The organism is Mycolicibacterium nivoides (assembly GCF_003855255.1).
GTDB lineage: Bacteria > Actinomycetota > Actinomycetes > Mycobacteriales > Mycobacteriaceae > Mycobacterium > Mycobacterium nivoides.
The window spans coordinates 6,668,024-6,694,003 of the sequence record NZ_CP034072.1 but is presented as its reverse complement, the minus strand read 5'-3'; the positions used below and the strand labels follow the sequence as shown (position 1 = coordinate 6,694,003).

The following is a 25,980-nucleotide window of genomic DNA, read 5'->3' as shown; positions in this document are numbered from 1 at the left end:
GTCATTACGCCTGAGAGCAACACCCGGGAGGCTGACACCATGCGCAAGCTGCGCTACGGCATGAACGTGACTCTGGACGGCTACATCGCCGCGCCCGGCGACGACATCGCATGGGGCGGGCCACCGAGCGACGAACTGTTCCAGTGGTGGCTGGACCAGGACCGCGCCAGCAGCGTGGCACTGTACGGCCGCAAGCTCTGGGAGACGATGAGCTCCTACTGGCCGACCGGCGACCAGCAACCCGACGCAACCCCGGCGGAGATCGAATTCGCCCGCAACTGGCGGGATACACCGAAAGTGGTGTTCTCCTCCACGATCGAGAAGGTCGATTGGAACACCCGCCTGGTCACCGGCGATGCGGTTTCCGAGATCACCCGGCTCAAGGCCGAAGACGACGGCCCGATGAGCATCGGCGGCGCAACGCTCGCCGGAGCCGCCATGCGAGCCGGGCTGATCGACGAGTACATGCTGGCCACCTACCCGGTCCTGGTGGGCGCAGGCACGCCGCTGTTCACCGCGCTGGACAGCTGGGTGAACCTGAACATGGTCGAGACGCGGACGTTCCCCGGCGGCGTGGTGCTGACCAGGTACGAGACGAGGCGCTGAACACTCGTCTGCTTCGATTACAACTCCGCTACCTGGCCGTTTTCGACGGACCACGAACGATCCAGCCGGACGTTCTGCAGCATTCGGCGGTCATGCGTAACCAGAAGCAGGGCACCGTCATAGCTTTCGAGCGCCTGCTCTAGCTGCTCGATGGCGGGAAGGTCGAGATGGTTGGTCGGCTCGTCGAGCACCAGCACATTCGTGCCACAGGCCTGCAACAACGCGAGGCCGGCGCGGGTGCGCTCACCGGGCGAGAGATCGTCCACCGCACGTTCCACGTGGTCGGCCTTGAGCCCGAACTTCGCGAGCAGGGTCCGGACATCGGCCGTCGGCCATTCCGGCACATGCCGCTCGAACCGATCGACGAGTCGATCCGGCCCGGTGAAAACAGAACGGACCTGGTCGATTTCGCCGATGGCGACGTTCGCACCCATGCTCGCCCGCCCGTCGTCAGGTTGCCTGCGGCCGAGGAGCAGCCGCAGCAACGTCGACTTGCCGGCCCCGTTGGGACCGGTGATCCCGATCCGCTCGCCGGCATTCACCTGTAACGAGACCGGTCCCAGGACGAAATCGCCCTGCCGCACAACAGCATTGTCGACGGTCGCCACCACCGAACTCGACCGGGGCGCGGCCCCGATGCTGAACTGCAGCTCCCATTCCTTCCGAGGCTCTTCGACCTCCTCCAGCCGGGCGATCCGGCTCTCCATCTGCCGGACCTTCTGCGCCTGTTTCTCACTGGACTCGGACTGCGCCCGGCGCCGGTTCTTGTCGTTGTCGGGCGCCTTGCGCATCGCGTTGCGCACACCTTGGCTCGACCACTCCCGCTGGGTTCGGGCCCGCGCCACCAGATCGGCCTTCTTCTCCGCGAACTCGTCGTATTCCTCGCGGCGGTGCCGGCGGGCGACTTCCCGTTCTTCCAGATAGCTTTCGTACCCACCGCCGTACACGGTGGTTCTGTTCTGCGCCAGGTCCAGCTCCAAGACGCGGGTTACGGTGCGGGACAGGAACTCCCGGTCATGACTGACCAGCACCACGCCGCCGCGGAGGTCCCGGACGAAATCCTCCAGCCGGGCCAGTCCGTCGAGGTCCAGATCGTTGGTCGGCTCATCGAGCAGGACGATGTCGAAGCGCGACAACATCAGCGCCGCGAGTCCGACTCGCGCCGCCTGCCCGCCCGACAGGGCGGTCATCAGGGTCGATTCCGGCCGCACGGCAGCATCGAACCCCAGATCGGCCAGCACGGCGGGCAACCGTTCATCGAGGTCGGCGGCACCAGTGGCGAGCCAGTGGTCCAGCGCGGTGGAGTAGGCGTCGGCATCTGCCGCCGGATCCGCCAAGGCTTCGGCCGCGGCTTCCATCGCCAGGGTGGCCGCGGTGCAACCTGTACGCCGCGCGATATAGGCGGCCACGGTCTCCCCCGGTACCCGCTCGTGCTCCTGGGGCAGCCACCCGACGAACCCGTCGGCCGGAGCGAGATTGACCACACCGTCGAGCGGATTGAGATCTCCGGCAAGGATGCGCAGTAGTGTGCTCTTGCCCGCACCGTTGACCCCCACGACCCCGACGACGTCGCCGGGTGCCACGGTCAGGTCCAGCCCCTCGAAGAGCGTGCGGTGGGCGAATCCGCCTGCCACATTCTTCGCGACAAGCGTTGCGGTCATGGCCTCATCGTCGCATTTGCCGGGATCTCAGCCTGCATCGCCAGGTTCAGCGCCGTTTCAGCCGCGGCGGTGAGACCGGGCGTCGGCGGACCAAGGCAGAATGCTTAGGCCACCCGCGGGATCCGGGGGTGGTTGGCACGGCGGGAGCGAGCTCGCCGCGCGCGAGTGACACTCCGACGGGACCCGATCGCTGCGACATCGGCCCTGGTGGAAAGGATCAGCAGTGAGTTACAACGCCGCAGACATCACCGAGCTCGATGATGTCCAGCACACGCGCCTGCGGCCGGCGGTGAACTTGGGCCTCGACGTGCTCAACACCGCGTTGCGCGAGTTGGTGGACAACGCGATCGAAGAGGTCGCCGATCCCAGCCACGGCGGGTCCACCGTGACCATCACCTTGCACGCCGACGGATCTGTCAGCGTCGCCGACGACGGGCGCGGCCTTCCCGTCGACTCCGACCCGGTGACCGGGAAGAACGGCATCGTCAAAACACTGGGCACCGCTCGGGCCGGCGGCAAGTTCTCCGCCCACAGCGACGCGACCAGCACGGGTGCCGGATTGAACGGGATCGGGGCCGCCGCAGCGGTGTTCATCTCCGCCCGTACCGACGTCACGGTGCGCCGCGCCGGAAAGACCTACTTGCAGAGCTTCGGTCACGGTTACCCCGGGGTCTTCGAGGGGAAAGAGTTCGACCCGGACGCGGAGTTCACCCGTGCCGACACGCAGAAACTGCGCGGCGCCGGCAACCGCAAACCCGACGCACACGGGACCACGGTGCGCATCCTGTTCGACCCGGCCGTGGTGCCCGACTCCAGCCTGGATGTCGGGGAGGTGCTGCTGCGGGCGCACGCCGCATCGCGGATGTCGCCAGGGGTGAACCTGATCGTCGTCGACGAAGGCTGGCCGGGCGGAGACGTCCCGCCCGCGTTGCTCGAGCCGTTCAGCGGCCCCTGGGGCACCGATGCCCTGCTCGACCTGATGTGCACCGCCGCAGGCACTCCCCTGCCCGGCGTGCGCGCGGTGGTGGAGGGCCGCGGTGAATACTCCACCGGGCGCGGCCCCACCCCGTTCCGCTGGTCATTGACCGCGGGCCCGGCCGAACCCGCGACGGTGGCCGCGTTCTGTAACACCGTGCGCACCCCGAACGGCGGATCACACCTGACCGCGGCGGTGAAGGGATTCTCCGAAGCCCTGGCCGACCGTGCGTCCCGGATCCGCGACCTCGGGCTGGCCAAAGGCGAGGACGGGCCCGAGGCACAGGATTTCGCTGCCGTCACCGCACTGGCCGTCGACACCCGCGCACCCGACGTGGCATGGGACTCCCAGGCCAAGACCGCGGTGTCATCACGATCGCTGAACGTGGCGATGGCCCCGGATGTGGCGCGCAGCGTCACCATCTGGGCGGCCAACCCCGGAAACGGCGACGCCGTCACGCTGTGGACGAAGCTGGCACTGGAAGCGGCCCGCGCCCGCCGCAGCGCCGAAGGCGCCAAGGCCCGTTCTCGTGCCGCGTCGAAAGCCAAAGGGCTTGGCACGAATCTGTCGCTGCCGCCCAAACTGCTGCCCAGCCGGGAGACCGGCCGTGGGTCCGGTGCCGAGCTGTTCCTGTGTGAGGGCGACTCGGCGCTGGGCACCATCAAGGCGGCGCGCGACGCCACATTTCAGGCGGCCTTCCCACTGAAAGGCAAGCCGCCCAACGTTTATGGCTTCGCCCTGAGCAAGGCGCGGGCCAAAGACGAGTTCGACTCGATCGAACGCATCCTGGGCTGCGGGCTCCGGGACAGCTGTGACCCCGAACTGTGCCGGTATGACCGGATCCTGTTCGCCTCCGACGCCGACCCCGACGGCGGCAACATCAACTCCAGCCTGATCTCGATGTTCCTCGATTTCTACCGGCCGCTCGTCGAGGCCGGGATGGTCTACGTGACGCTGCCGCCGCTGTTCGTGGTCAAGGACGGCACACAGCGGATCTACTGCCAGGACGAGTCCGAGCGTGACACCGCCGTGGCCCAGTTGAAAGCCACCTCCAAGCGCAAGGTGGAGGTGCAGCGCAACAAGGGTCTCGGCGAGATGGACGCCGACGACTTCTGGAACACCGTGCTGGATCCACAGCGCCGCACAGTGATTCGGGTTCATCTCGACGATGGTGAGAAGAAACTGCACCACACCTTGTTCGGCGGGCCACCCGAGGGCCGACGTACGTGGATGGCCGATGTCGCCGCCCGCGTCGACACCTCCACGCTGGACTTGAGCTAGGGAACGTAGGAGAGACCGGCCGTGACATCGCTTATCGAACAGAACCCCGACCTGGTCCTCGACCAGAGCGCCGACGACTACTGGAACCACTACCAGCTGACCTTCGCGCTCTACAGCGTCAGCGACCGCGCCATCCCGTCGGCATTCGACGGGCTCAAGCCGGGTCAGCGCCGTCTGCTCTACCAGATGCACGACTCCGGACTGCAACCCGGAAACAAACCGCAGAAGTCCTCGAAGATCTGCTCGGCAGTCACCGGCAACCTGCACCCGCACGGTGGCGCGTCGATGTACGGCGCCGCCGCCCTGATGGCCGCCGACTTCCAGCGTGTGAAAGTCATTGACGGACAAGGTGCGTTCCCGCGTATCCAAGGTGACATTCCCGCGGCTGACCGGTACACCGAGATGCGGCTGTCGGCACCCGGAGCCGCGCTGACCGCGGAACTCAACGACCACGCGGTGCCGATGGTGCAGACGTTCGACGGCGAGTGGACCGAGCCGACGATGCTGCCGGCGCAGTGGCCGGTGCTGCTGTGCAACGGCGCCATGGGCATCGCCGAGGGCTGGGCCACCAAGGTGCCCGCGCACAATCCGCGTGAGGTCATGGCCGCGTGCCGGGCGCTGCTGAAAACCCCCAACATGACCGACGACAGGCTGCTGAAACTCATCCCCGGCCCCGACTGGGGATGCGGGGCCACCGTCGTCGGCACCGCCGGACTGCGGGAGTACATCACCACCGGCCGCGGCGCGCTCACCGTACGCGGCACGGTGTCTGTCGACGGCAAGAACTGCATCATCACCGAGCTGCCGCCCGGCGTCGCGAGTAACACTGTGCAGGACAGGATCCGGTCCCTTGTCGAATCCGGCGAGATGTCGGGTGTGGCCGATATGTCGGACCTGACCGACCGCCGCAACGGACTGCGCATCCTGGTCACCGCCAAACGCGGCTACAGCGCCGAGCAGATCCGCGAGCAGCTGCTGGCCCTGACCCCGCTCGAGTCGACATTCGCCGCCAGCCTGGTCGCTCTCGACGAGGACCGGGTGCCTCGCTGGTGGAACGTCCGCGAACTGATCGGTGCCTTCCTGCACCTGCGCGATTCTGTTGTGCTGCACCGCAGCGAGTACCGGCTGGAGAAGGTCACCGCCCGCCGGCACCTGGTGGCCGGCCTGATGAAGATCCACCTCGACATCGACGCCGCCGTCGCGGTCATTCGCGGTTCCGACACCGTCGATGACGCCCGCCAGGGTCTGCAGGAACACTTCAACATCGACGAAGAGCAGGCCAATTACGTCCTGGCACTGCAGCTTCGCCGGCTGACCAAGCTCGACGTGATCGAGCTGCAGGCCGAGGCGGACAAACTGGACGCGGAGTTCGCCGAGCTGACCGAGCTGGTGTCCAACCCCGACGCGCGCCGGGTGGTGATCGACAAAGAACTTGTGGAGACCGCCAAACTGTTCAAAGGGCCCGAGTTCGACCGCCGCACCGTGCTCGACTCAGAGGCCACACCCGTGACCTCGTCTGCCGACGAGGACGGGCCGCGCGAGCGCAAGGTCAACGCCGCATGGCGCCTCGACGATCGCGGGGTGTTCTCCGACAGCCACGGCGACCTGCTCACCTCGGGTCTCGGTTGGGCCGTGTGGACCGACGGGCGGGTGAAGTTCACCACCGGCAACGGCCTGCCGTTCAAGATCCGCGATATCCCGGTGGCGCCGGACATCACCGGGCTGCTGCGCTCCGGCGTGCTCGCCGAGGGCTACCACCTGGCCCTGGTGACGCGTCGCGGGAAGATCCTGCGGATCGACCCCGCCGCGGTGAATCCCCAAGGCGCGGCCGGCAACGGTGTGGCCGGGGTGAAGCTGGCAGGCGATGGCGACGAAGTGATCGCGGCGCTGCCGATTTCATGCCAGAACGGCGAGGCGATGCTGTCGATCTCCGAAAAAGGTTGGAAGGTCACCGAAGTCGCCGACATCCCGGTCAAGGGCCGCGGCGGCGCCGGCGTCGGGTTCCACCCGTTCGTCAACGGCGAGAACGCACTGCTGTCGGTATCGATCTCCCCGACCGGGTTCGTCCGGGGCAAGAGATCGGTACGTGCGGAGAATCGGGCGAAGGCGTCTGTCAAGGGTGCCGGGACGGACGTGACACCGGCGCCGTAGCCTGGCGCTAACAGCATGAGGGGGCTCCATGGTCAGCGCGGAACCACACATCTACATCACGGTGCCGTCGGTACGGATCTGGGTCAAGAACAACCGCTGGACAGCCGTCGCGGTGGCATTCGTCGCTGCCGCAGTGCTGCTCGCGGCGGTGGCCTTCGTGTTGTCGTGAACTTGTCGTCGTGACGGTCCCGAGCGCCGGAACGGGCACAGCACCACCTGGATAACAGTGCGGCATCGAACTGAAACCGGTGCGTGAGGCAACACGAGTCACAGCAGTCACTTTGTTAACATCACGCCGTGCAGGTTTCCAGGCGTGACGCCTTGCGCTACGCCGCCGCGGCCTCAGCGCTGGCCGGTCTCGGCGTGGCATCGGCAGCTATGCCCGTCGCATCGGCCGCCGCCCCCACGCTGATCGACTTCGCCATGCGCCAGATCCCGGCGCGGGACATCCGGGCCGCCGGCCACTCCGGGGTGATCAACTACGTCTCGACTTCACGGCCCGGCTCCTCCATGGGCGCCAAGCCGATCACCCTGCCCTACGCCCGTGAGCTGACCGCCGCCGGTTTGGTGATCGTCAGCAACTACCAATACGGCAAGCCGGGCGGGACGGCACCGTCAGACTTCACGCGCGGGTTCGCCGGCGGCGTCGCCGACGCTCGCACCGCCTGGCAGCTGCACACCGCGGCAGGTGGAGGCCAGAGCGCCCCGGTCTTCTTCAGCGTCGACGACGATATCGACCGCAACACCTGGAACACCGTCGCGCTGCAGTGGTTTCGCGGAATCAACTCGGTGATCGGCGTGCAGCGCACCGGCATCTACGCGGGTATCAACCCGTGCCAGTGGGCCATTGCCGATGGCGTTGTCGGGAGGTCGAGCTCGCCCGGCCGCGCGTGGGCATGGCAGACCCGGTCCTGGTCTCGCGGCCAGATCCACCCTGCCGCTGTTCTCTACCAGCGCGTGGTGAGCACCGCGTCGAATCCGGGCCCCGTGGTCGGCGGGCTCGAAGTCGACGTCAACGACGCCTTGGCCTCCGATGTCGGCCAGTGGAACCTTCATCCGTGACGACACCGTCGAGGTAGGGACCGGATTACGCTCGTGGGCGTGCTGGAAAAGTCCGGGATCCAGTTTCTGCGCGTCGGCGGACGCCGCGTCGCGTACGAGGTGCGCGGGCAAGGACCACCGCTGGTGGCCCCGGCATGGTGGGTGAGCCACCTAGAACTCGACTGGCAGGATGCGGGCTACCGGCGATTCTGGAATGGCGTCGCCGACGGATACACCTTGATCCGCTACGACCGGGTCGGCGTCGGCATGTCGGACCGCACGCTCCTCGAATCCGACCTGAACCTCGACTGCGAAGTCTCGACACTGCGTACGGTTCTCGACGAGCTGGGGCTCGATCGGGTTTCGCTCATCGGCGGTTCATCCGGCAGTTGCACCGCTGTGGCATTCGCCGCGGCGTTCCCCGAACGCGTCGAGCGCTTGGTGTTGTACGGGTCGTACCCGAATGGGACGGCACTTACGGCGCCGGGTGTGGGGGACGCGATATTGACTGCGTTACAAGCACATTGGGGACTGGGTTCGCGCCTGCTCAGCGACATCTTCCTCAGCGGGGCCGACGGCGACGATCAGGACCGCTTCGCGCGGTTGCAGCGAGAGGCGGCGACGGCCGAGACCGCCGCCGCATTGTTGGCCATGGTGTATCGCCTCGACGTCGGCGATCATCTTGCGCTCGTCCGATCTCCGACGCTGGTGGTGCATCGCCGGGACGACCGAGCCGTGCCGTACCAGCTGGGGCGCGAGGTGGCTGCCGCGATCCCGCACGCGGCATTCATCCCGTTGACAGGGAGCGCTCACTTCCCCTGGCACGGTGACGTCGATTCCGTCGTCCGCGCGTGCCGCGAAGCTCTGGCTCCGGGTCAGCCGCCACCGCACCACACGAGCGCGCCGGAACAGGTCGTACTGTCCGGTCGCGAGCAGGAGATCCTCGCTTGCGTCGCACGCGGTCTCAGCGACCGCGAGATCGCCGATCACCTGGTGCTCAGCCCACACACCGTGCACCGCCACGTCGCGAACATCCGCCGCAAGCTGGGCCGGACCTCACGAACCGCTGCCGTCGCGGAAGCCGGCCGGCTCGGCCTCTTGTGAGATAGCCGCAACGGGCCATCGGCAGAAGATGGCCGGATCGGGCGATGCGCGAACCATGCGGCCGTTCCTACGTTTGGGACATGACCGAGATCGCCGCCCCGCAACCGGGAACCCAATCCCAGCCGAGTCCGTCATCTGCCGCGTGGCTGCGGACCTTCGCCCTCGCGTACGACTCGCTCCTCTGGCTGGGTGAGATCGCCGGCATGCGCCGCCGGCGTAGCACTCTGCTGAGCCACGCCTACGGGAACGTCGTCGAGATCGGCGCCGGGACCGGGTTGAACATTCCGCACTATCCGGAGGCAGTGACCGAGGTGGTGCTCACCGAGCCGGAGCCCGGGATGCGCAGGAGACTCTCGCGTCGTGTCGCGCGGCATGACTGCGCCGCGCGAATCGTCGATGCGCCGGCTGAGCATCTGCCACTCGCCGACGCGTCCGTAGACACCGTCGTCTCGACGCTCGCCCTGTGCACGGTCGACGAGCCCGAACGAGCGCTGCGCGAGATTGCCCGCGTACTCCGCCCGGAGGGGCAGTTGCTGTTCATCGAACACGTGCGGGCGAGTTCCCGCCTACTGGCGGCATGCCAAGACACGTTGCACGAGCCGTGGCGCCGCTTCGCCTGCGGCTGCCGGTGCAACCGCGCCACCGTTGAGTTCATGCGCGCCTGCGGTTTCCAAGTCGCGGCTCGAGACGACGCGTGGCGCCGCATGCCGGCGATCGTCCGTCCACTCGCAGTCGGCCGCGCGACACCGGCTGATCCGGGCCGTGTCGCTGGCCGTGCAATGCCCGGTTAAGCTGGGATAACCGGTGGGCGCAGCGTCCATCCCGGCTCACCTGGCTCAGAATCTTCGGGAGACGTATGCGGCGGCGACTGTCCAAGCGGGCGATGACGAGCATGGCGGTCCTCGGCGCCGCGATGCTCGTCAATGGTTGTCAGGCACAGGTCACGAGCATGCCGTCAAACCCTGCGAACACCGCCCGGGCAACAGGTGTCGCGCCGCTGGCCACGCGTGCCGTGTTTCCTCAGACTCCGCCGGCCGAGTTGGACGACCTCGACGTCCGCATCCGTCGGGCCACCGCGGACGCGGCCACGTCCGGGGCCGACATCGAGGTTGTCGTGCTGGACCGCGACACCGGCCAGATCATCTCCAACGGCGCCAACCAACCGTTCCCGATCGCCTCTGTGGTGAAGCTGTTCATCGCCGACGACCTGCTGCTGCAGGAATCGAAGGGCGAGACGAAACTGTCTCCCGCCGACCGCAAGTCGCTCGACATCATGCTGCGCTCCTCCGATGACGGCGCGGCCCAGACCTTCTGGGACCGCAGCGGAGGAAACGCCGTCATCTCGCGCATCGTGGCGCGGTACGGATTGAAGGGCACCACGGCGCCCTACAACGGACACTGGGACGTCACGCAGAGCACCGCAAGCGACCTGGTCCGCTATTACGACATGCTGTTGGACGGCAGCGGCGGGCTGCCCCCCGAGCAGGCCGACGTGATCATGAGCAACCTCGCGCAATCCACGCCGACGGGAACCGACGGTTACCCGCAGCGCTTCGGCATCCCCGACGGGCTCTATGCCGAGCCGGTCGCGGTCAAGCAGGGCTGGTTCTGCTGCTGGAACGGCTCCAACCAGTTGCACGTGTCCACCGGCGCGATCGGACCCGAACGCCGCTACGTCATGGCGATCAGCTCCCTGGAACCCGGCGACGCCGCCTCCGCACGCAACACCGTGACTCAGGCCGTCAAGACGATGTTCCCCGGCGGGCACATCTAGACCCCTTTGCGGGGAGATTGCCGAGCCGCGGGTCAGTGGCGAGGTGTCGTGGTGATGTGCACGTGGTCGTAGTGGCCGTAACCAGATGCTTGCGGGCCCGAAGGCGTGTAGTAGGTGCCACGCCAGATCACATCCTGTAGCCCGAACCGGGCGGCGTTGCTCATCGCGAACGCGAGAACCTCGTCTCCGAGCGCGATGCCCTCGGGGCTGCTGGGGTTGGGGATCATGATGTCGATCGCCAGACCGCTGGGATGCCAGGGCTTCGAATCCGGCCGCACCCCATCGATGTCGGCGATCTGGGGAAACCTCGCGCTGACGGCCCGGGCGGCCACGATGGTGTTGGCCTGCAACCCGGCCTCGGACGCGACGCCGACGGGCAACGACTCCGGGAGATCGACGGGCGGCGCCGCGGCCGCGTTGTCGATCACCGCCCGCTGACCTGGAGTCAACGCGGCATACTGCGCCTCCGCGGCGGCGATCTGACGCTGCAGTTCACTCCATTTCGCCTGCAGGTCTGAGCGCACCGCGGCCGACTGCTCGGCTGCGGCGCGGGCCTCGGCGGCCGATACCTCTGAGGCCCGGACGGCGGCGGCCGCGCGCTCACGTCCTGCTTGAAAGGCCTTCATCTGCTCGGTCGCCTCTGTGGCCACCACCCGCCGCAGGGACAGGTGACCTATCAGCTGTTGCGGGGAGCCCGCGGTCAGCACCGCCGCCATTTGTCCGGTGCCACCACTCATGTACGTCATTGCCGCCACCCGGTTGGCAGCGGCCTGATGGGGCTGCAGCTGGGCGTTCGCGACATCCAGGGCCGTGAGATCGGCGCGGTGGCGGTCTTCGGCCGCTGTCTGGGCAGCCAGTCTGGCATCGGCGTCGCGCTGGGCCGTTGTGACGGCATCGCGACTCTCCACCGCCTGCCGCGACAACTCGTTGAGCTTGGACAGTGCGTCAGCCGCGGGGTCCGCCTTCACGTCGCCCATCGACATCCCCAACACCAGCACCGCGGCTGCCGAACCGTACGCCGCTCGCCGAAGTGAATGGCGTACCCGGGTCATTCGGATCGTCACGGTCCTTCGCTGCGGGGACCGCTCGTGGTCCGGCTACGTATGTCCCGGACAGGCTACGAACTGGCACGGGCGATGTCTACTCATGCGCCACTGCGATCAGATAGTCCGCACCGCCGACGTAGGTCGTGTCGCGATGGTCGGAATCCAACGCCGCTTGGGCGATGGCGGCGGCGAACTCATCGACGGTCGGCAGTACCGCCTGGTTGCGGCGGGCGTCGACGGCGGCGGGGTCACGCCGCTGCAGCAGTCGAACGATGATGGTCCCGTCGATCATGTCGCCGGATACGACCTTGAGCGCGATTCCGCGGTCGGCGAGAGCAGGCTTCACTGCGAGCAGCGCATCCTCGCCGGCACGTTTACTTTGCGCGATGGGTTCGTAGCCATCGGGCACCGGTTTGGCCGGGTAGAAGTGCGCTTGATGACTGGTGACGAAGACAATCCGCGCCCCCGCCGGCATCAGCGGCAGGGCCAGCGTGGCCAGACGCAGTTGTGCATCGCGGTTGAGGCGCATGGCGTATCCCGGGTCAGCTCCGCGCTCGAGACCACCAGAGGCGTTGAGTACCAACACATCGAGCGTGCCGAATCGCTCACCGACATCTGCCAGCAGCGCCTTGACGGCCGCTTCGTCGCAGACATCGGCACCGGCCGCCGACGCGTGTCCCCCAGCCATGCGAATGGCGTCGACCACAGTGTTCGCCCGCGCGGCCTTCTCGCGATAGTTGACCAGGACATGGAGGCCTGCCGCACCCAGTAGTCGGGCCACCTCGGCACCGATTCCACGGGAGGCTCCCGTGATCAGCGCGACCCGGTTGGCGACCTCATCGCCCGCGTCCACTCCTGCACCCCGTCGGTTCACTGACCCCTCCTCATGCAGATCCCGAGCCTTAGAATTGTCTTATTTTAGCCTTATTTTTCTTATTTTCATGCTAGCGTCGACCACATCGCTCAGTTCGACACGCAGGGGAGGCGTGCGCGACATGACTGACCACTCTGTTGTCCTCGGCGCGGGTATCGCCGGCCTGCTGGCTGCGGCCGCGCTCGCCGACACCAGCCGCGTCGTGACCGTCGTCGAACGAGACCGCCTGCCGGACAACCCCTCCCAGCGCCGCGGCATACCGCAGGGGCCACACCTGCACAGCCTGCTGTCCCGGGGCTGGCACACCATCGAGGAGCTGGTCCCAGGCCTGATCGACGACGTGGTCGCCGCCGGCGGCCACGTTCTCGACGACGCCCGTCTGGGTGCACGCATGCACATCCAGAACGGCCCGTACGCCTTCAACCGCACCGACCCGGTCGCGGATCCAGCCGCACTCGCCACCTACCTCGTGACACGACCTCTGCTGGAATGGGCCCTGCGCCATAGAGTCGCTGCCCTGCCCAACGTCATCATCAAAGATGGTCACGACATCGGCGAACTCGTCTCCGGTAAGCCGGGCCGCATAACCGGTGTCACCATCAACGACCGCCGCACCGGTGCGATGAAGACGCTCGACGCCGACCTGGTCATCGACGCCACCGGGCGGGCAACACGCACGCCCCGGCTATTGGAGACGCTCGGCTACGACCGGGCACCGCGGCAGTCGTTCACGGTGCGCGGCGTGTATTACAGCCAACAGCTAGCCATCCCCGATCAGGACTCCTTCCCTGAACGCCTTGTCCTGGTCGTGCCGCCCGGCAGCGCCGGCCGCGGTGGCCTGGCCGCCGGCGAACACGGCACCTGGACGTTGACCATCGCAACGCACGCAGACGAGCGCTCGGCACCACCCACAACGTTGGCCGACATGCTCGCCCTCGCCGTGAAGTTCGCGCCATCGCACATCCATCCGGCACTCCGCCGGGCCGTACCGCTGTCAGACGTCGAGGTCTACCGCTACCCCGGTGGCACCTGGCACCGCTATGACCGCTGCGCCAGAAACCCTGACGGGTTGCTCGTCATCGGCGACGCCCTCTGCTGCCTGGACCCCATCCACGGGCAAGGGATCACCATGGCGGCACGACACGCCCAGGCGCTGCGCACCCATCTCCGTGAGCGCAAAGGCGTTGACCCGCAACGGTTCTACCAGTCACTGACGCGGATGATCGCCCCGGTATGGGCCAGCAACCAGCCGCCCGGGCACACTTCCGACCGTGGTGTGAAGGACAAGGTCCGCCGGCGCGCGTTCCAGTGGAGCCTCCGCAAGATGTTGGAAGCCGCTGACGACATCGTCGTCACCGAGCGCCTCGTCCGGATCGTGAACATGGTCGACCCACCGCAGCGACTCCTCGAACCGCGCATACTCGCCCGGGTCGCCGCATACCACCTCCGCAAGGCTCTGCCCTTATCCGCGTCGTGCTTGAGGACGAAAGCCCATAGTTGACGCGTCATATCGCAACGCCCGTATTCGCGTCGTGCGGTCGCGCCGGCTCAAACGCGCTCAGGTCCGGTGACTCTTACGGGCCTAGCGCGCCATATTGGTGAACCGCGAGAAGTGAAGCTGGTGCGCCACAGTGATATTCGCCGTCGGGCCGTTACGGTGCTTGCCCAGGATGATGTCAGCTTCACCACCACGCGGATCTTCACGGTCGATCGCGTCGGGGCGGTGCAGCAGCAGGACCATGTCGGCATCCTGTTCCAGCGAGCCCGATTCGCGAAGGTCCGAGACCTGCGGACGCTTATCGGTGCGCTGCTCCGGACCACGGTTCAGCTGGCTGATCGCGATCACCGGCACTTCGAGTTCTTTGGCCATCAGCTTCAGGCTTCGGGAGAAGTCCGAGACTTCCTGCTGGCGCGACTCGTACTTCTTGCCCGAGCTCATCAGCTGCATGTAGTCGACGACCACGAGCTTCAGGTCCGCCTTCTGGGCCAGCCGCCGGCCTTTGGCCCGGATCTCCATCATGGTCAGGTTCGGTGAGTCGTCGATGTAGAGCGGGGCCTCACTGATCTCGCTCATCCGGCGGGCCAGCTTCGTCCAGTCGTCATCACTCATCCGGCCCGAACGCATATCGGCCAGTTTGATCTTCGCCTCGGCCGACAGCAGTCGCATGACGATCTCGGACTTGCTCATTTCCAGCGAGAAGATGACGCTGGCCATCCGGTGCTTGATGGAGCAGGACCGCATGAAATCGAGACCGAGCGTCGAGTTGTGCGTCGGCACCATCGAACGACTCGCGAGGTACATGTGGGCCGCATTGTCGACCTCTACGCACCGCACTGGGACCGAGTCGACACGGCGTACGTCCACGATGAAGCGCGAGTTCGACCGAGCCGTGCTGACGGCATGTCGGCGTTCCTTGTGCAGCAACGTCTTCCGGTGCAAGCCAAAGACCTCATCGGACGTCGAGAACGTGATGGTGAATGACGTCGAAGAGGACTCGCTGCGACCCTTGACCCGCTTGGTCGATGTCTGGCATCGGTAGCCCAGGCTCACCACGAGCTCGGCGAAGTCTTCGGCAAGCCGACGGTCGGTCACAGCGAACTGCACCGCCCCTCCGGCGGTAACTGTTCCATCCGTGTCCAATAGGCCTGCCAGGACTGCGCGACGCTGCGCTTCAGATGCTCGAAGGTACTCAGCGGGAATGTGTTTCGCGCCCAATACGCCGATCGTCCGTAAGCGGGCCTGCAGCGTCCCCACGGCGTTTCGGCAGGTCTGGCACAGCCGCAGCCCACTCGATGGCTGACCGCATCTCGGGCACTGGGGAGCAGGCACCGGTTCTGACACGAACCGTGCACGTCCACCACAAGCGCGGCCGCAGGTACGGACCTGGCTGGTCTGCGGCACGAAGTCCGTACCGCAGACCACACAGGATCGTGTCGTCGGCCCAGGCTCGTCGGCCAGCAGGAGTTGGTAGCGGTAGGGCGAGGAATCCGACTTTCGTGCGATGAATCCTTCGGCCTCGATACGGACGATGATCTCCGGATCCGCCGTCGTAATTTGTGCTGATGCTGATGTCCCGTCGCCCAACCACGCACCCAACGTGTACGGCGGGACAAGCAGGTCGCGCTCCTCCCCCCGGACGGGCGCAGCGTTGACCACCGAATGATTCAGCCGATGGTCCGCGGTCTCACAACGCAACGAGTCCGCGATCTCCGCAGTGGTGCGGATGGCGGCAAACGTCCGTTGATTCTTGTAACCATTGTAGCCCGTCGCCGCCGACTGTGCGGACCGCCGCGAAGCCCGTGTCTCCGTCAGCCACTGATGCTGAGCATCGGCGACAATCACTGTGCCATCGGAGAATTCGACCTCGAAGCATGGGCGGTCGAGCATGACCTCGGTGGCGGCCACAACCCGCGTCGGTTCACCGTCGGCGCCGATGAGGTGGTCACCTACCGCAACGTCACCCATCGTGGTCCAGCCACTAGGGGTCGGCAGTGGGGTGTCGAGCGCGAGCGCCTTCCCGACACCGGGACGAGCCGCGATGATGATCATCTGCCCGGGGTGCAGGCCGTTGGTGATCTCGTCGAACTCCGTGAACCCGGTCGGCACACCGCGCGAGATACCGCCCTGTGAGGCGATCGCGTCGATCTCGTCCATCGTGGGCTGCAGCAGGTCTTCGAGCGCGACGAAGTCCTCCGAGGCGCGGCGCTCGGTGACGTCGTAGATCTCGGCCTGCGCCCGGTCCACCACGTCGGTGACATCGGCCCCGTCGGCCCCGGCGTAGCCGTACTGGACCACCCGGGTCCCTGCCTCCACCAACCGACGCAGCAGGGCCTTCTCGGCGACGATGCCGGCATAGAAACCGGCGTTGGCCGCAGTGGGCACCGTGGAGATCAGGGTGTGCAGATAGGGGGCACCACCGATCCGGCGCAACAGGCTGCGGCGATCGAGTTCGGCGGCGACGGTGACGGCGTCGGCCGGTTCACCCCGGCCATAGAGATCCAGGATTGCGTCGTACACGTTCTGGTGCGCCGGACGGTAGAAGTCTCCAGGGCGCAACCGCTCCAGTACGTCGGCGATCGCATCCTTGCTCAACAGCATGCCGCCGAGGACCGCCTGCTCGGCCGCCATGTCCTGCGGCGGCTGCCGGCCGAAGTCCTCCCCAGGCGGAGGGCCATCCATCTCCGAATCCGGATGCCCCAGGTCGTCCACCACCGCCACGGACTCCCCACCCCCTTCCGAGACCCGCCTCACAACGGGCTCGAACGTTTATTCGAATCGGTACTGCAACTGTAAAACAGGGCTCCGACAAAGCTTTGTGACGGCGCTGCGACGCATCACGCTAGACGTTGCTGGCGCCTCCCGAAACCACCCCTGTTAATCAAGCTGTGGATGGCATGTGGATAGGTCTCGGTCGCAGTGTTGAGCCTCTGGGGAGAACCTGTGGATCATTCCCGAGCAATCTATAGTTTTCCCAGGTCAGAGTGCCATAGAGGTTGTCAGTGATTGTGTATGGGAAGTTCTTCGGCGTGTCGTCCCGGGTTGCCATCCCGGGCGTGTTGTGTTGCGCCCAGGGACCTGGCGGGTTAACACCGAGTTAGCTTCGCTGTCCAGAGTTTTCCGCAACGCGTTCGCCAGAGCCACAGCAAACGCCCGGGTGGAAACCTCTGCAGGCTCCCACCCGGGCGATCGAGTGCTGGCGGAATTACTCCGCTACGGGATTACTCCGCGACGACGTTCAGCGACACCTTGGCTTCCACCCCGGTGTGCAGCTTCACGGTGACCGGATGCGTGCCGACCGTCTTGATGTGCGCCTTGGGCAGCTGCACGGTGCGCTTGTCCAAGTTGGGGCCGCCGGCCTTCTTGATCACGGCCACGACATCGGCCGCGGTGACCGAGCCGAACAGCTTGCCCGTGTCGGCAGCGGCCTGAACCGGCAGCGACACCTCGCCCAGACCCTCCAGCGCGGTCTTGAGCTCGTTGGCGTGCTCGACGCCACGGATGGACTTGGCATCGCGCGCCCGACGGATCTCGTCGGCCTGGCGCTCGGCACCGCGGGAGGCCACGATGGCCAGCCCACGGGGCAGCAGGTAGTTACGGCCGTAGCCGTCCTTGACCTCGACGGCGTCGCCCGCGACGCCCAGGTGTTCCACCTCAGCGGTGAGAATCAGCTTCATTGGTGTATCTCCTACCGCGTCGACGAGCCGAACGGCAGCAGAGCCACCTCGCGGGCATTCTTCACCGCGATGGCGACATCGCGCTGGTGCTGGACGCAGTTGCCGGTCACCCGGCGGGCACGGATCTTGCCGCGCTCGCTGATGTAGGTGCGCAGCAGCGCAGTGTCCTTGTAGTCGATGACCTGCCCCTTACCCTTCTTGGAGCAGAACACGCACTTACGAGTCTTGACCGGCTTTTCCGGTGCCGGCCGTCGCTTTGTGGACTTGGCCATTGGTTATCTCTTCCTTGCAAAAATTTCGTTGTTGATCAGAACGGCGGCTCGTCGTCGGCCCCGCTGAAGGAGCCGGACGCCGGTGCACTGCCCCACGGATCGTCCTTGGGCTCGGCCTGGCGCGAACCACCGCCGCCACCACCGCCGAAGCCGCCGCCACCGCCGCCGCCGCCACTACGGCTGGCCTTGTTGACCTTGGCCGTGGCGTAGCGCAGGGACGGACCGATCTCGTCGACCTCGACCTCGACAACGGTGCGCTTCTCACCCTCACGGGTTTCGAACGAACGCTGCTTGAGCCGACCGGTGACGATCACCCGCGAACCCCGGGTGAGGCTCTCGGCCACGTTCTCGGCCGCCTCACGCCAGATGTTGCACCGCAGGAACAGCGCCTCGCCGTCCTTCCACTCGTTGCTCTGCCGATCGAACATTCGCGGCGTCGAGGCAACGGTGAAGTTGGCGACGGCTGCGCCAGACGGAGTGAAACGCAGTTCCGGGTCAGCAGTCAGGTTTCCGACAACTGTGATGGTGGTGTCACCAGCCACGAGATCCTCCTGGGATAGGCATGTCCGTTTGCGCGAAGCCTACGTAGCCCCGCCGACGACTGACAGCCTTTAGTGCTTGTCGGTCCGCATCACCTTGGTCCGCAGCACGGACTCGTTCAGGTTGAGCTGACGGTCGAGCTCGGACACGGTGGCCGGTTCAGCCTTGACGTCGACAACGGCGTAGATGCCCTCGGCGTGCTTGGCAATCTCGTAAGCCAGCCGGCGGCGTCCCCAGATGTCGACCTTGTCGACAGAACCGCCATCCTTGCGGACGACGTTCAGGAACGCCTCCAACGATGGAGCTACGGTGCGCTCGTCAAGTGTGGGGTCGAGAATGACCATGATTTCGTATGGACGCATTAGAACCTCATCACCTCCTCTGGTCGTGTACGGCCACGGCGGATTCCGTGGCAGGAGGGTCGCCTGCGTCGGCAACCGGCCCAGGCTACCCGAAACCGTCCTGATCTGCGAAATCCGTATAGGGTGAGCTCCTTGGTCCTGGAGTCGAGGGGGATGCGTGAACTATCCGTACGGGCCTTACGGGCAGGGGGTTCCGGGACAACCCGGTCAACCGCAGCAGCCAGGCTTCCCGCCGCAGGCCGGCTACCCACAGCAATCCGGCTACCCACAGCAGCCTGGCTACCCACAACAACCCGGCTTTCCCCAGCAGCCAGGCTTCCCGCCGCCCGGGTACCCGCAGCAGGGTGGCTTCCAACACCAGCCTTACGGGATGCCGGGGCCCGAACCCAGTGGTGTCACGGGCATCATCGCCGCGGTACTCGCGGCCCTGGGCGCCGTGTCAGGCCTCGGCGGCGGAGTGCTCGCGGCCATCGGCCTCGCCGCAGCAGGCACCGAGGCCAGCCTTTCCGGCGGGGTGTACGCGGTGCTGATCGTCGCGATCCTGTTCAACTTCGTCTTCGGCCTGATCATCGCCGTCGGAGCGGTGTTGCTGTTCCAACGAAGGATGCTCGGCCGCTGGCTCGTGGTCGGCGCCTGCGGCCTGGCGATCCTGAGCAGCCTGATCAGCTTCGGCGTGGCTGCCGCCGCGACATCCGCCGCCTACGGTTCCTACGGCGGCGGCGGTGTGTTCACACTGTTCGGTCTCGTCTTCCCCGTCGCGACGCTCGTGCTGGCCATGCTGCCGTCGACGACCGCGTGGATCAAAGCGAAACCGAATCCGGTTGCACCCCAGTTCTACCCGCCCTATCCGGGCTGAGCTGGTAACTTCCCGAGCTACGAGTGCCGCACGCGGTCGACCACTGTCGATTCGCCGGGCCTCGTGATCGTGTCGTCGAGGGGGGTCCGTGAGCTATCCGTACGGGTCGTATGGGCAGGGATTTCCACCGCAATCCGGCGGGCCGCAGCAGCCGGGCTTTCCGCCGCAACCCTTTCCGCAGCCAGGCTTTCCACAGCAGCCCTTCGCCGCGGCGCCCCAGAAACCCAGCGGGGTCACGGGCATCATCGCCGGTGTCCTTGCCGGGCTCGGCGGCCTGGCGAACTTCGTCGGCGGCATCGCCATGGCCTTCGGACTCGCCATCATGATCGGCGCGTCGACCGATGCCACCGGATCAACCGACAACCCGTGGACCGGGCTCATCGCCATTACCGTGCTGAACGTCGTCTCCGGGCTGCTGCTTCTGATCGGAACGGTGACGCTGTTGCTACGCAAGATGGTTGGCCGCTGGCTCGTGGTCGCGGGGTGTGCCGTGTCCATTCTGAGCACCCTGATCAACTTGACGTTGCTGCCCTCGTTCATCGCGGACTATGAGTACGACCGCGGGGTGGGGCCCGACCTCGTGGGTGTCATGTTCGCGATCACGACGATCGTTCTGGTCCTGCTCCCGTCGACGACGGCGTGGATCAAGGCGAGACAGTATCCGGTTGCACCCCAGTTCTACCCGCCCTATCCGGGCTGAGCTGACACCGGCTGATCTGCGAATCCCTCTGTGCGGACCCGCCAATCACCCAGGATCGGAGCAGCAGTGACCTCTCCCCACGCGCCCCAGGGCCCGGAGTATCCCGGCGAGCCCAGTTATCCGGAGCAGCTCGGCCATCAACAGCCCAAGTATCCGCTGGGCGACACCCCGCCGGATGCACCGCAGCCCGAGGCGGCGGTCTCGCCGAGCCGGGTCACGGCGATCCTCACAGCCGTCCTGGCCGGGCTCGGCGCCGCGATGACCCTCGGCAACGGAATCGTCGGGCTGATCGGACTTGCCGCGCTCGCCGGCGACGCGGGCCTGCGGACGTTGGCCTTGAGGTCCCCCGGCGTGCTCGCACTGACCGTCCTCGCGACCCTGCTCAGCGTGGTGTGCGGACTCCTGCTCTTGGCCGGAACGGTGACGCTGCTGCAGCGCAAGATGATCGGCCGCACGCTCATTGTCAGCGGCTGTGTGCTGATCGTCCTGGGCAGCCTCATTAGCCTGGGGCTCAGTCTCGGCGCGGCAGCCCGCTACGGCGCCCCCGGCACCAGCGGGCTCGCAGTCCTGAGTCTCGTGCTGCCGATTGCCACGATCGTGCTGGCCGTGCTCCCGTCGACCGCGGCCTGGATCCAGGTGAAGCCGAATCCGGGGGTATCTCCTTCTCCCCCTACCCTTTCAAGCTGAACCGCGCTTTGATCGTGCCTTCGAGAGGGATGTATGAACTACCCGCACGGACCTCATGGGCAGGGGTTCCCCGGACAGCCGGTCTACGGCCGCCCGCCCGGCTACCCGCAACAACCGGGGTGGCCGCACCAACCCGGATATCCGCCTGCCGGTTATCCGAGCGGCTATCAGCCGAAGCCGCCGGGCGGTCCCAGCGGTGCCACGGGGATCATCGCCGGGCTCCTGGGACTGGTGGGCGGATTGGTCGGTACCTGCTTCGCCGTGCTCTCCGTGATCATCATGATCATGGACGGTGAATTCGACGTCGCGGGCGCCGTCTTCGGTCTGTTGGGCATCGCCTTCGCATTGGCACTCTTCATCGGAGCGATACTGCTGTTTCGGCGCAAGACGATCGGGCGCCGGCTCGTCGTGGGCGGATGCGCCGTGGCCATCTTGTTCGGTATGGCCGCCATCGGCGACATGGTCATCGGCATCTCGGGCGAACCCAGCCGTGAGCCCGTCTCCATCGGCGTCGCCGTCATCGTGGGCATTGTCGTGCCCGTCCTGACGCTCGTGCTGGCCATGCTGCCGTCGACGACCGCGTGGATCCGGGCGAAGCGGAATGCGATTGCGCCCCAGTTCTACCCGCCCTATCCGGGCTGAGATCGCGGGCGTCTACCGAGAACCGGCCAGCTCCGGCTCGGGGTCCGGCCTCGGCTCGATCCGGACGCGGTCCGCCGAGGGACGCAACCAGTCCGGCAGCCAACGCGGCGGAGCGTCGGGCGCGCGGTCGAACACCCCGCCGGTGGGATCGTCGATACGGCCGCCGTGCCGGACCAGATCGAGCCGCGGACGGTGGATCTGGCGAATGACCAACGCACACAACACGATCACCGCAAGATCGCGAACCAACACCGTGGTGGTGAACCACTGTTCGGGCAGACCTTTGTTCTGTTCGCCGTACAGATAGAGCATGCGCGGTATCCATACCAGGGCGTCGATCGTCATCCACGCCAACAGGATTCGGCGATGCGGTAGCGCCAGCACCGCCAGCGGCACCAGCCACAGCGAGAACTGCGGGCTCCACACCTTGTTGGTCAGCAGGAACGCGGCCACCACCAGGAATGCCAGTTGCGCCAGCCGCGGCCGCTGCGGTGCGGTCAACGCGATGTAGCCGATCGCGATACAGCAGGCCACGAACAACACCGCGGTGACGGTGTTGAGCACCGTCGGCGGCTGCCAGAAACCGAGATCCGGATCGAAGCCGCGCCAGTCGCTGAACGACTTCACCACGTTGTACAGCGAGTCCATGTCATCGCCGCGACGGGTGTTGAGCCGGAAGAACTCTGACCATCCCCGTGGGAAGAGCACCATGATCGGCAGATTGATCAGCAACCACGTCACGACTGCGGTCAGCGCGGCCTTACCGACCTCGCGCAGGCGCCCGGTGCGCAGCCCGAGCAGCAGCAGCGGGACGAACAGCAACAGCGGATACAGCTTGGCCGCCACACCGATTCCGATCAGCGCCCCGGCCCACACCGGTTTTCGGCGGGCCCAGGCCAGCATCGCGCCCGCGGCGGCAGCGGTCGCCAGCGCGTCGAAATTGGTGAACACCTGGAAGATCACGATCGGCGAGCCCGCCACCAGCGCGGCATCCCACACCCGCCGGCCGGCCAATCGCGAGGTGGCCCAGACCGTGGCCAACCAGGCCAGTGCCAGGCCGAAAGCCGAGATGTTGAAGAACATCACCACTTCGGCGATGAGCGGCACCGACACCAGCTTGGTCACCGCGGTGTAGGTCTTGGCCAGCGACATCGACACGTACTGGTAGAGCCCGGTGAGCACCGGATACTCCATGTAGCGGATCGCCGGGCTGCCGTCGTACTGCATGCGCGGCTTGCCCGTCGCGTCGTTCTCGACCCAGCTGGACTTGTAGGGGAACTTGCCCAGGTTCAACAACTCTGCGGTGTACAGCGGCACCGTGTCGGAGTAACACAGCTCGTAGTAGGCGCGGTTGTTCTCCCAGTTGGCCACCCGCTGGCCCGCGGTGCCGCTGCCGGTCGTCTGCAGACAGGCGGACTTGGTCGTATAGCCCAACGCCAGGAACACCACTGCGATCACGAACATCACCCGCAATGGGGTCATGAACCGCGCCCGGCCGATCAGCGCGTGACGGCCGACGGGTCCGCCCACGGTCTGCGACAGCGCCTCGGCCAGCCGGTCGTTGCGGCTGGGCAGATCGCGGTCGTCGGCGCTCCGCTGGTCTTCTGCCAGCGGAGCCGGCGAATTCAGCTCGGCGAGCGGAGCCGGCGATACCCGGTCCGTCACGGAGGCGGCGGTGGCACCGGGACACCCGGCGCGCCGGGCACGACGGGCGCTCCCGGCGGCGGGCCGATCGGCACGGTCGTCGGAGGCCCGATCGGGATCGTGATGCCCGGGGCCACTTCGATGGTCGGCTGAATCACGGTCTCCGACGGCATCACCGCGATCGGCGGGCCACCCGGTGTACCGGGAGCGGGCGGGGGCGGCGGGGCCTGCGGCACACCCGCGTAGCCACCGATCTCGGTCGGCTTCGGGAACGTCTCGTTGTCGGTACCTTTCAGCGCACCGTCCATGGTGGATTTCCAGATGTCCGACGGCAGTCCGGATCCGTAGACCGGCCCGCCCCCTGGTGTCTTCAACGGGTTCACGCCGTCGGAGGTACCCACCCAGACCGCGGTCGAAAGCGACGGCGTGTATCCGACCATCCAGGCGTCGCGGTTGTCGCCGGTGTCGCCGAGCTGGTTGGTGCCCGTCTTGGCGGCCGAGGCGCGTCCGCCGGCCAGGTTGTGCCCGCGCGACCAGCCGGCGATCGGCTGCATGGCCGCCGAGACGTTGTCGGCGACCGCCTTGTCGATGCGCTGTTCACCGTTGTCCTGGCTGGATGCGTCGAACAACACCTGCCCCGAGGAGTTCACGACCTTCTGCACGAAGTGCGGCTTGTGATAGACGCCGGAGGCCGCCAGCGTTGCGTACGCCGAGGCCATGTCGATCACCCGGGACTGGTACTGGCCCAGCACCACACCGTTGTTCGGCGGGCCACCCTTGCCGTCCTCGGACAGCGTGTGCTCGACGCCGGGGAAGCTCTCCGCCACGCCGGCATCGTGCGCGGCCTTGGCCACGTCCTCGGGACCGTGCTCGAGCTTGAGCATCAGCCGGTAGTAGCTGGTGTTGAGCGACCGCTTGAGCGCCTCGGCGATCGAGCAGACCCCGCAGCCCTCACCCTCGACGTTGGTGATCTTGATGCCGTTCACCGTGACCGGCCCGCTGTCGACCTGGTAGCCCAGGCCGATGCCCTGTTGCAGGGCCGCGACGAGCGCGAACACCTTGAACGACGACCCGGTCGGCAACCCGGCCTGGGCGAAGTCGAAGCCGTTGGCATCCGATCCGCCGTAGTAGGCCTTGACCGCGCCGTCGCGTGGATCGATGGAGACCACCGCGGTCCGCATGTCGGGGTCCTGACCGTCCATGTACTTGGTCACCGCGTTCTCCGCGGCCTGCTGGGCCTGCGGGTCGATCGTGGTGGTGACCTGCAGACCTTCGGTGTTCAGTGCCTGCTCACTGATGTCGAACAGATCGAGCAGTTCCTTCGTGACCTGCCGCTCGATCAGTCCGTTCGGGCCGGAGGTCTGGTTCTGCTGGCGGGCCTGGTCTGGTGGCACGGTCGGCGGGAACACCTGCCCGGCACGTTCCTGGGCTGACAGCGCGCCCATGTCGACCATGCCGTCGAGCACCCAGTTCCACCGCTCGGCGGCGCCCTCGGGATCCACCGCGGGGTCCAGCGTCGACGGCCTCTGGATCAGCGCGGCCATCAGTGCGCCCTCTGCGACGTTGAGCTGTTCGACCGGCTTGTCGAAGTACGCCTTGGCGGCCGCGGCGATCCCGTACGAGCCGCGACCGAAATAGATCATGTTCAGATACGCCTGCATCACAGCGTCTTTGGACCACTCGCTGGCCATCTTGGTCGAGATGACCAACTCCTTGGCCTTGCGGATCAAACCGCCGATACCCGAGCGCTCGTCACCTACCAGTGCGTTCTTGACGTACTGCTGGGTGATGGTCGATCCGCCCTGGAGATCACCGCCGACCAGGTTGTTCTTGATCGCGCGCAACAGCGCGGTGAACGAGAAGCCCGGATTGGTATAGAAATCGCGGTCCTCTGCGGCCATCACCGCGTTGCGGACGTGCTCCGGGATCTTGTCGATGCCGACGTCGACCCGGTTGCCTTCGGGCGGAACGATCTTGGCGATCTCGCTGCCGTCGCTGGCCAGGATCGTCGACACCTGGTTGGTCCGGATATCGCCGGGCTGCGGGACGTCCACGATCATGTACGCCATACCGAACGTCACCAGCGGAAGCAGGATCATCGCCACCACCGCGGCGATCGACAGACGCCGGACCAGCTTCCAGTTGATGTGGAACCGCCGAGTCGGCTCGGGCCCCTGCCCCGACGGACCCGAGGGGCCCGATCCGCGGCCGCCTCCCGGCGGCGGAGGCGGAGACTTGGGTGGCTGCGGTTTCGGCGGCGGAGTGCCGTCCATCGCCGCCCTGACGACATCGAGCGGCGCCGGCCCGCCGTCACGCACCGGCGGCAGCACCGTGGTCAGCCGATCGTCGGGCGGCACCGCCGGACGACCTGGACGTCCCGTCGGAGCGTTCTCCCGTCCCGTGGGGCCGTTCTCGCGGGCCGGAGGGCGGTTCTCCCGCACCGGAGGCTTCTCCAGCATCGGGGGCTTCTCCCGCGCGGGCGGATTTTCCCGCACCGGAGGCTTCTCCCGTGCAGGCGGCCGATTTTCGCGCGCACCGAGGCGATCAGCCGCATTACGGATGTCGTTGGCTGACCGGCTGTGGCGCCC

The 25,980-nt window shown here is 66.8% G+C and carries 23 protein-coding genes; 13 read left to right on the top strand and 10 right to left on the bottom strand.

The features are described 5' to 3' along the window. Positions 1–39: 39 nt before the first annotated feature. Positions 40–606 (top strand): dihydrofolate reductase family protein, encoded by a 567-nt coding sequence (locus tag EH231_RS32605; protein WP_124714063.1) that lies wholly within the window; start codon positions 40–42, stop codon positions 604–606. A gap of 17 nt (positions 607–623) precedes the next feature. On the opposite strand, the gene abc-f is transcribed toward EH231_RS32605, so the two are convergent. Next, complete coding sequence (abc-f, locus tag EH231_RS32600) at positions 624–2,267, bottom strand: ribosomal protection-like ABC-F family protein (RefSeq protein WP_090429511.1); 1,644 nt, start codon at positions 2,265–2,267, stop codon at positions 624–626. Between the two features lie 223 nt (positions 2,268–2,490). On the opposite strand from abc-f, the gene EH231_RS32595 reads away from it, so the two are divergent. From EH231_RS32595 to EH231_RS32570, 7 genes are all read left to right on the top strand, one after another. Then, positions 2,491–4,524 carry a toprim domain-containing protein gene (locus EH231_RS32595; protein WP_124714062.1) on the top strand — a complete coding sequence of 678 codons (2,034 nt, stop codon included), beginning with the start codon at positions 2,491–2,493 and terminating at the stop codon, positions 4,522–4,524. A gap of 21 nt (positions 4,525–4,545) precedes the next feature. After that, a complete protein-coding gene (locus tag EH231_RS32590) occupies positions 4,546–6,675 on the top strand; it encodes a DNA gyrase subunit A (RefSeq protein WP_124714061.1) in 2,130 nt (709 codons plus the stop codon). Positions 6,676–6,703: 28 nt separating this feature from the next. Beyond that, complete coding sequence (locus tag EH231_RS34055) at positions 6,704–6,844, top strand: hypothetical protein (protein ID WP_164481118.1); 141 nt, start codon at positions 6,704–6,706, stop codon at positions 6,842–6,844. A 128-nt stretch (positions 6,845–6,972) separates the two neighbouring features. Next, on the top strand, positions 6,973–7,737 hold the full coding sequence (locus EH231_RS32585; protein WP_090429505.1) for a DUF1906 domain-containing protein: 765 nt from the start codon (positions 6,973–6,975) through the stop codon (positions 7,735–7,737). 39 nt (positions 7,738–7,776) lie between these two features. Further along, on the top strand, positions 7,777–8,820 hold the full coding sequence (locus tag EH231_RS32580) for an alpha/beta fold hydrolase (RefSeq protein WP_124714060.1): 1,044 nt from the start codon (positions 7,777–7,779) through the stop codon (positions 8,818–8,820). Between the two features lie 80 nt (positions 8,821–8,900). Continuing rightward, positions 8,901–9,611, top strand: a complete 711-nt coding sequence (locus EH231_RS32575) for a class I SAM-dependent methyltransferase (protein WP_124714059.1) — start codon at positions 8,901–8,903, stop codon at positions 9,609–9,611. A gap of 65 nt (positions 9,612–9,676) precedes the next feature. Next, the gene (locus EH231_RS32570) at positions 9,677–10,594 is read left to right on the top strand and encodes a serine hydrolase (protein WP_124714058.1); all 918 of its coding nucleotides are present in this window, start codon (positions 9,677–9,679) and stop codon (positions 10,592–10,594) included. Between the two features lie 32 nt (positions 10,595–10,626). Here EH231_RS32570 and EH231_RS32565 read toward each other — a convergent pair whose 3' ends face one another. Further along, positions 10,627–11,646, bottom strand: a complete 1,020-nt coding sequence (locus EH231_RS32565; protein ID WP_124714447.1) for a VldE C-terminal domain-containing protein — start codon at positions 11,644–11,646, stop codon at positions 10,627–10,629. An 88-nt stretch (positions 11,647–11,734) separates the two neighbouring features. After that, positions 11,735–12,514, bottom strand: coding sequence for an SDR family oxidoreductase (locus EH231_RS32560; protein ID WP_241177846.1), 780 nt, complete (start codon positions 12,512–12,514; stop codon positions 11,735–11,737). A 121-nt stretch (positions 12,515–12,635) separates the two neighbouring features. Between EH231_RS32560 and EH231_RS32555 the strand changes: the two genes are divergently transcribed. Continuing rightward, on the top strand, positions 12,636–14,015 hold the full coding sequence (locus EH231_RS32555) for an NAD(P)/FAD-dependent oxidoreductase (protein WP_164481117.1): 1,380 nt from the start codon (positions 12,636–12,638) through the stop codon (positions 14,013–14,015). 81 nt (positions 14,016–14,096) lie between these two features. Here EH231_RS32555 and dnaB read toward each other — a convergent pair whose 3' ends face one another. From dnaB to rpsF, 5 genes are all read right to left on the bottom strand, one after another. Continuing rightward, a complete protein-coding gene (gene dnaB / locus EH231_RS32550) occupies positions 14,097–16,733 on the bottom strand; it encodes a replicative DNA helicase (RefSeq protein ID WP_124714056.1) in 2,637 nt (878 codons plus the stop codon). Positions 16,734–17,233: 500 nt separating this feature from the next. After that, positions 17,234–17,689 carry a 50S ribosomal protein L9 gene (gene rplI, locus EH231_RS32540; RefSeq protein WP_090429493.1) on the bottom strand — a complete coding sequence of 152 codons (456 nt, stop codon included), beginning with the start codon at positions 17,687–17,689 and terminating at the stop codon, positions 17,234–17,236. A gap of 11 nt (positions 17,690–17,700) precedes the next feature. Next, complete coding sequence (gene rpsR / locus EH231_RS32535; protein WP_003884147.1) at positions 17,701–17,961, bottom strand: 30S ribosomal protein S18; 261 nt, start codon at positions 17,959–17,961, stop codon at positions 17,701–17,703. Between the two features lie 35 nt (positions 17,962–17,996). Continuing rightward, a complete protein-coding gene (locus tag EH231_RS32530) occupies positions 17,997–18,503 on the bottom strand; it encodes a single-stranded DNA-binding protein (RefSeq protein WP_044514252.1) in 507 nt (168 codons plus the stop codon). Between the two features lie 69 nt (positions 18,504–18,572). After that, entirely contained in the window at positions 18,573–18,863 is a 291-nt protein-coding gene (gene rpsF, locus EH231_RS32525; RefSeq protein WP_090429491.1) for a 30S ribosomal protein S6, read from the bottom strand. A 157-nt stretch (positions 18,864–19,020) separates the two neighbouring features. Between rpsF and EH231_RS32520 the strand changes: the two genes are divergently transcribed. The 4 genes from EH231_RS32520 (at position 19,021) to EH231_RS32505 (ending at position 21,748) form a co-directional block, all read left to right on the top strand. Further along, positions 19,021–19,719 (top strand): hypothetical protein, encoded by a 699-nt coding sequence (locus EH231_RS32520; RefSeq protein WP_175538018.1) that lies wholly within the window; start codon positions 19,021–19,023, stop codon positions 19,717–19,719. Between the two features lie 88 nt (positions 19,720–19,807). Next, positions 19,808–20,419, top strand: coding sequence for a hypothetical protein (locus EH231_RS32515; protein WP_090429489.1), 612 nt, complete (start codon positions 19,808–19,810; stop codon positions 20,417–20,419). Positions 20,420–20,485: 66 nt separating this feature from the next. Then, positions 20,486–21,106 (top strand): hypothetical protein, encoded by a 621-nt coding sequence (locus tag EH231_RS32510; RefSeq protein WP_090429487.1) that lies wholly within the window; start codon positions 20,486–20,488, stop codon positions 21,104–21,106. Positions 21,107–21,139: 33 nt separating this feature from the next. Continuing rightward, positions 21,140–21,748: a DUF3824 domain-containing protein gene (locus EH231_RS32505; protein ID WP_090429485.1), complete on the top strand. Its 609-nt coding sequence runs from the start codon at positions 21,140–21,142 to the stop codon at positions 21,746–21,748. A gap of 12 nt (positions 21,749–21,760) precedes the next feature. Here the strand turns inward: EH231_RS32505 and EH231_RS32500 are convergent, their stop codons facing one another. Beyond that, a complete protein-coding gene (locus EH231_RS32500) occupies positions 21,761–23,413 on the bottom strand; it encodes a glycosyltransferase family 87 protein (RefSeq protein WP_206429624.1) in 1,653 nt (550 codons plus the stop codon). Next, entirely contained in the window at positions 23,410–25,749 is a 2,340-nt protein-coding gene (locus EH231_RS32495) for a transglycosylase domain-containing protein (protein ID WP_090429483.1), read from the bottom strand. Before EH231_RS32495 ends, EH231_RS32500 begins: the two co-directional genes overlap by 4 nt. Between the last annotated feature and the right edge of the window lie 231 nt (positions 25,750–25,980).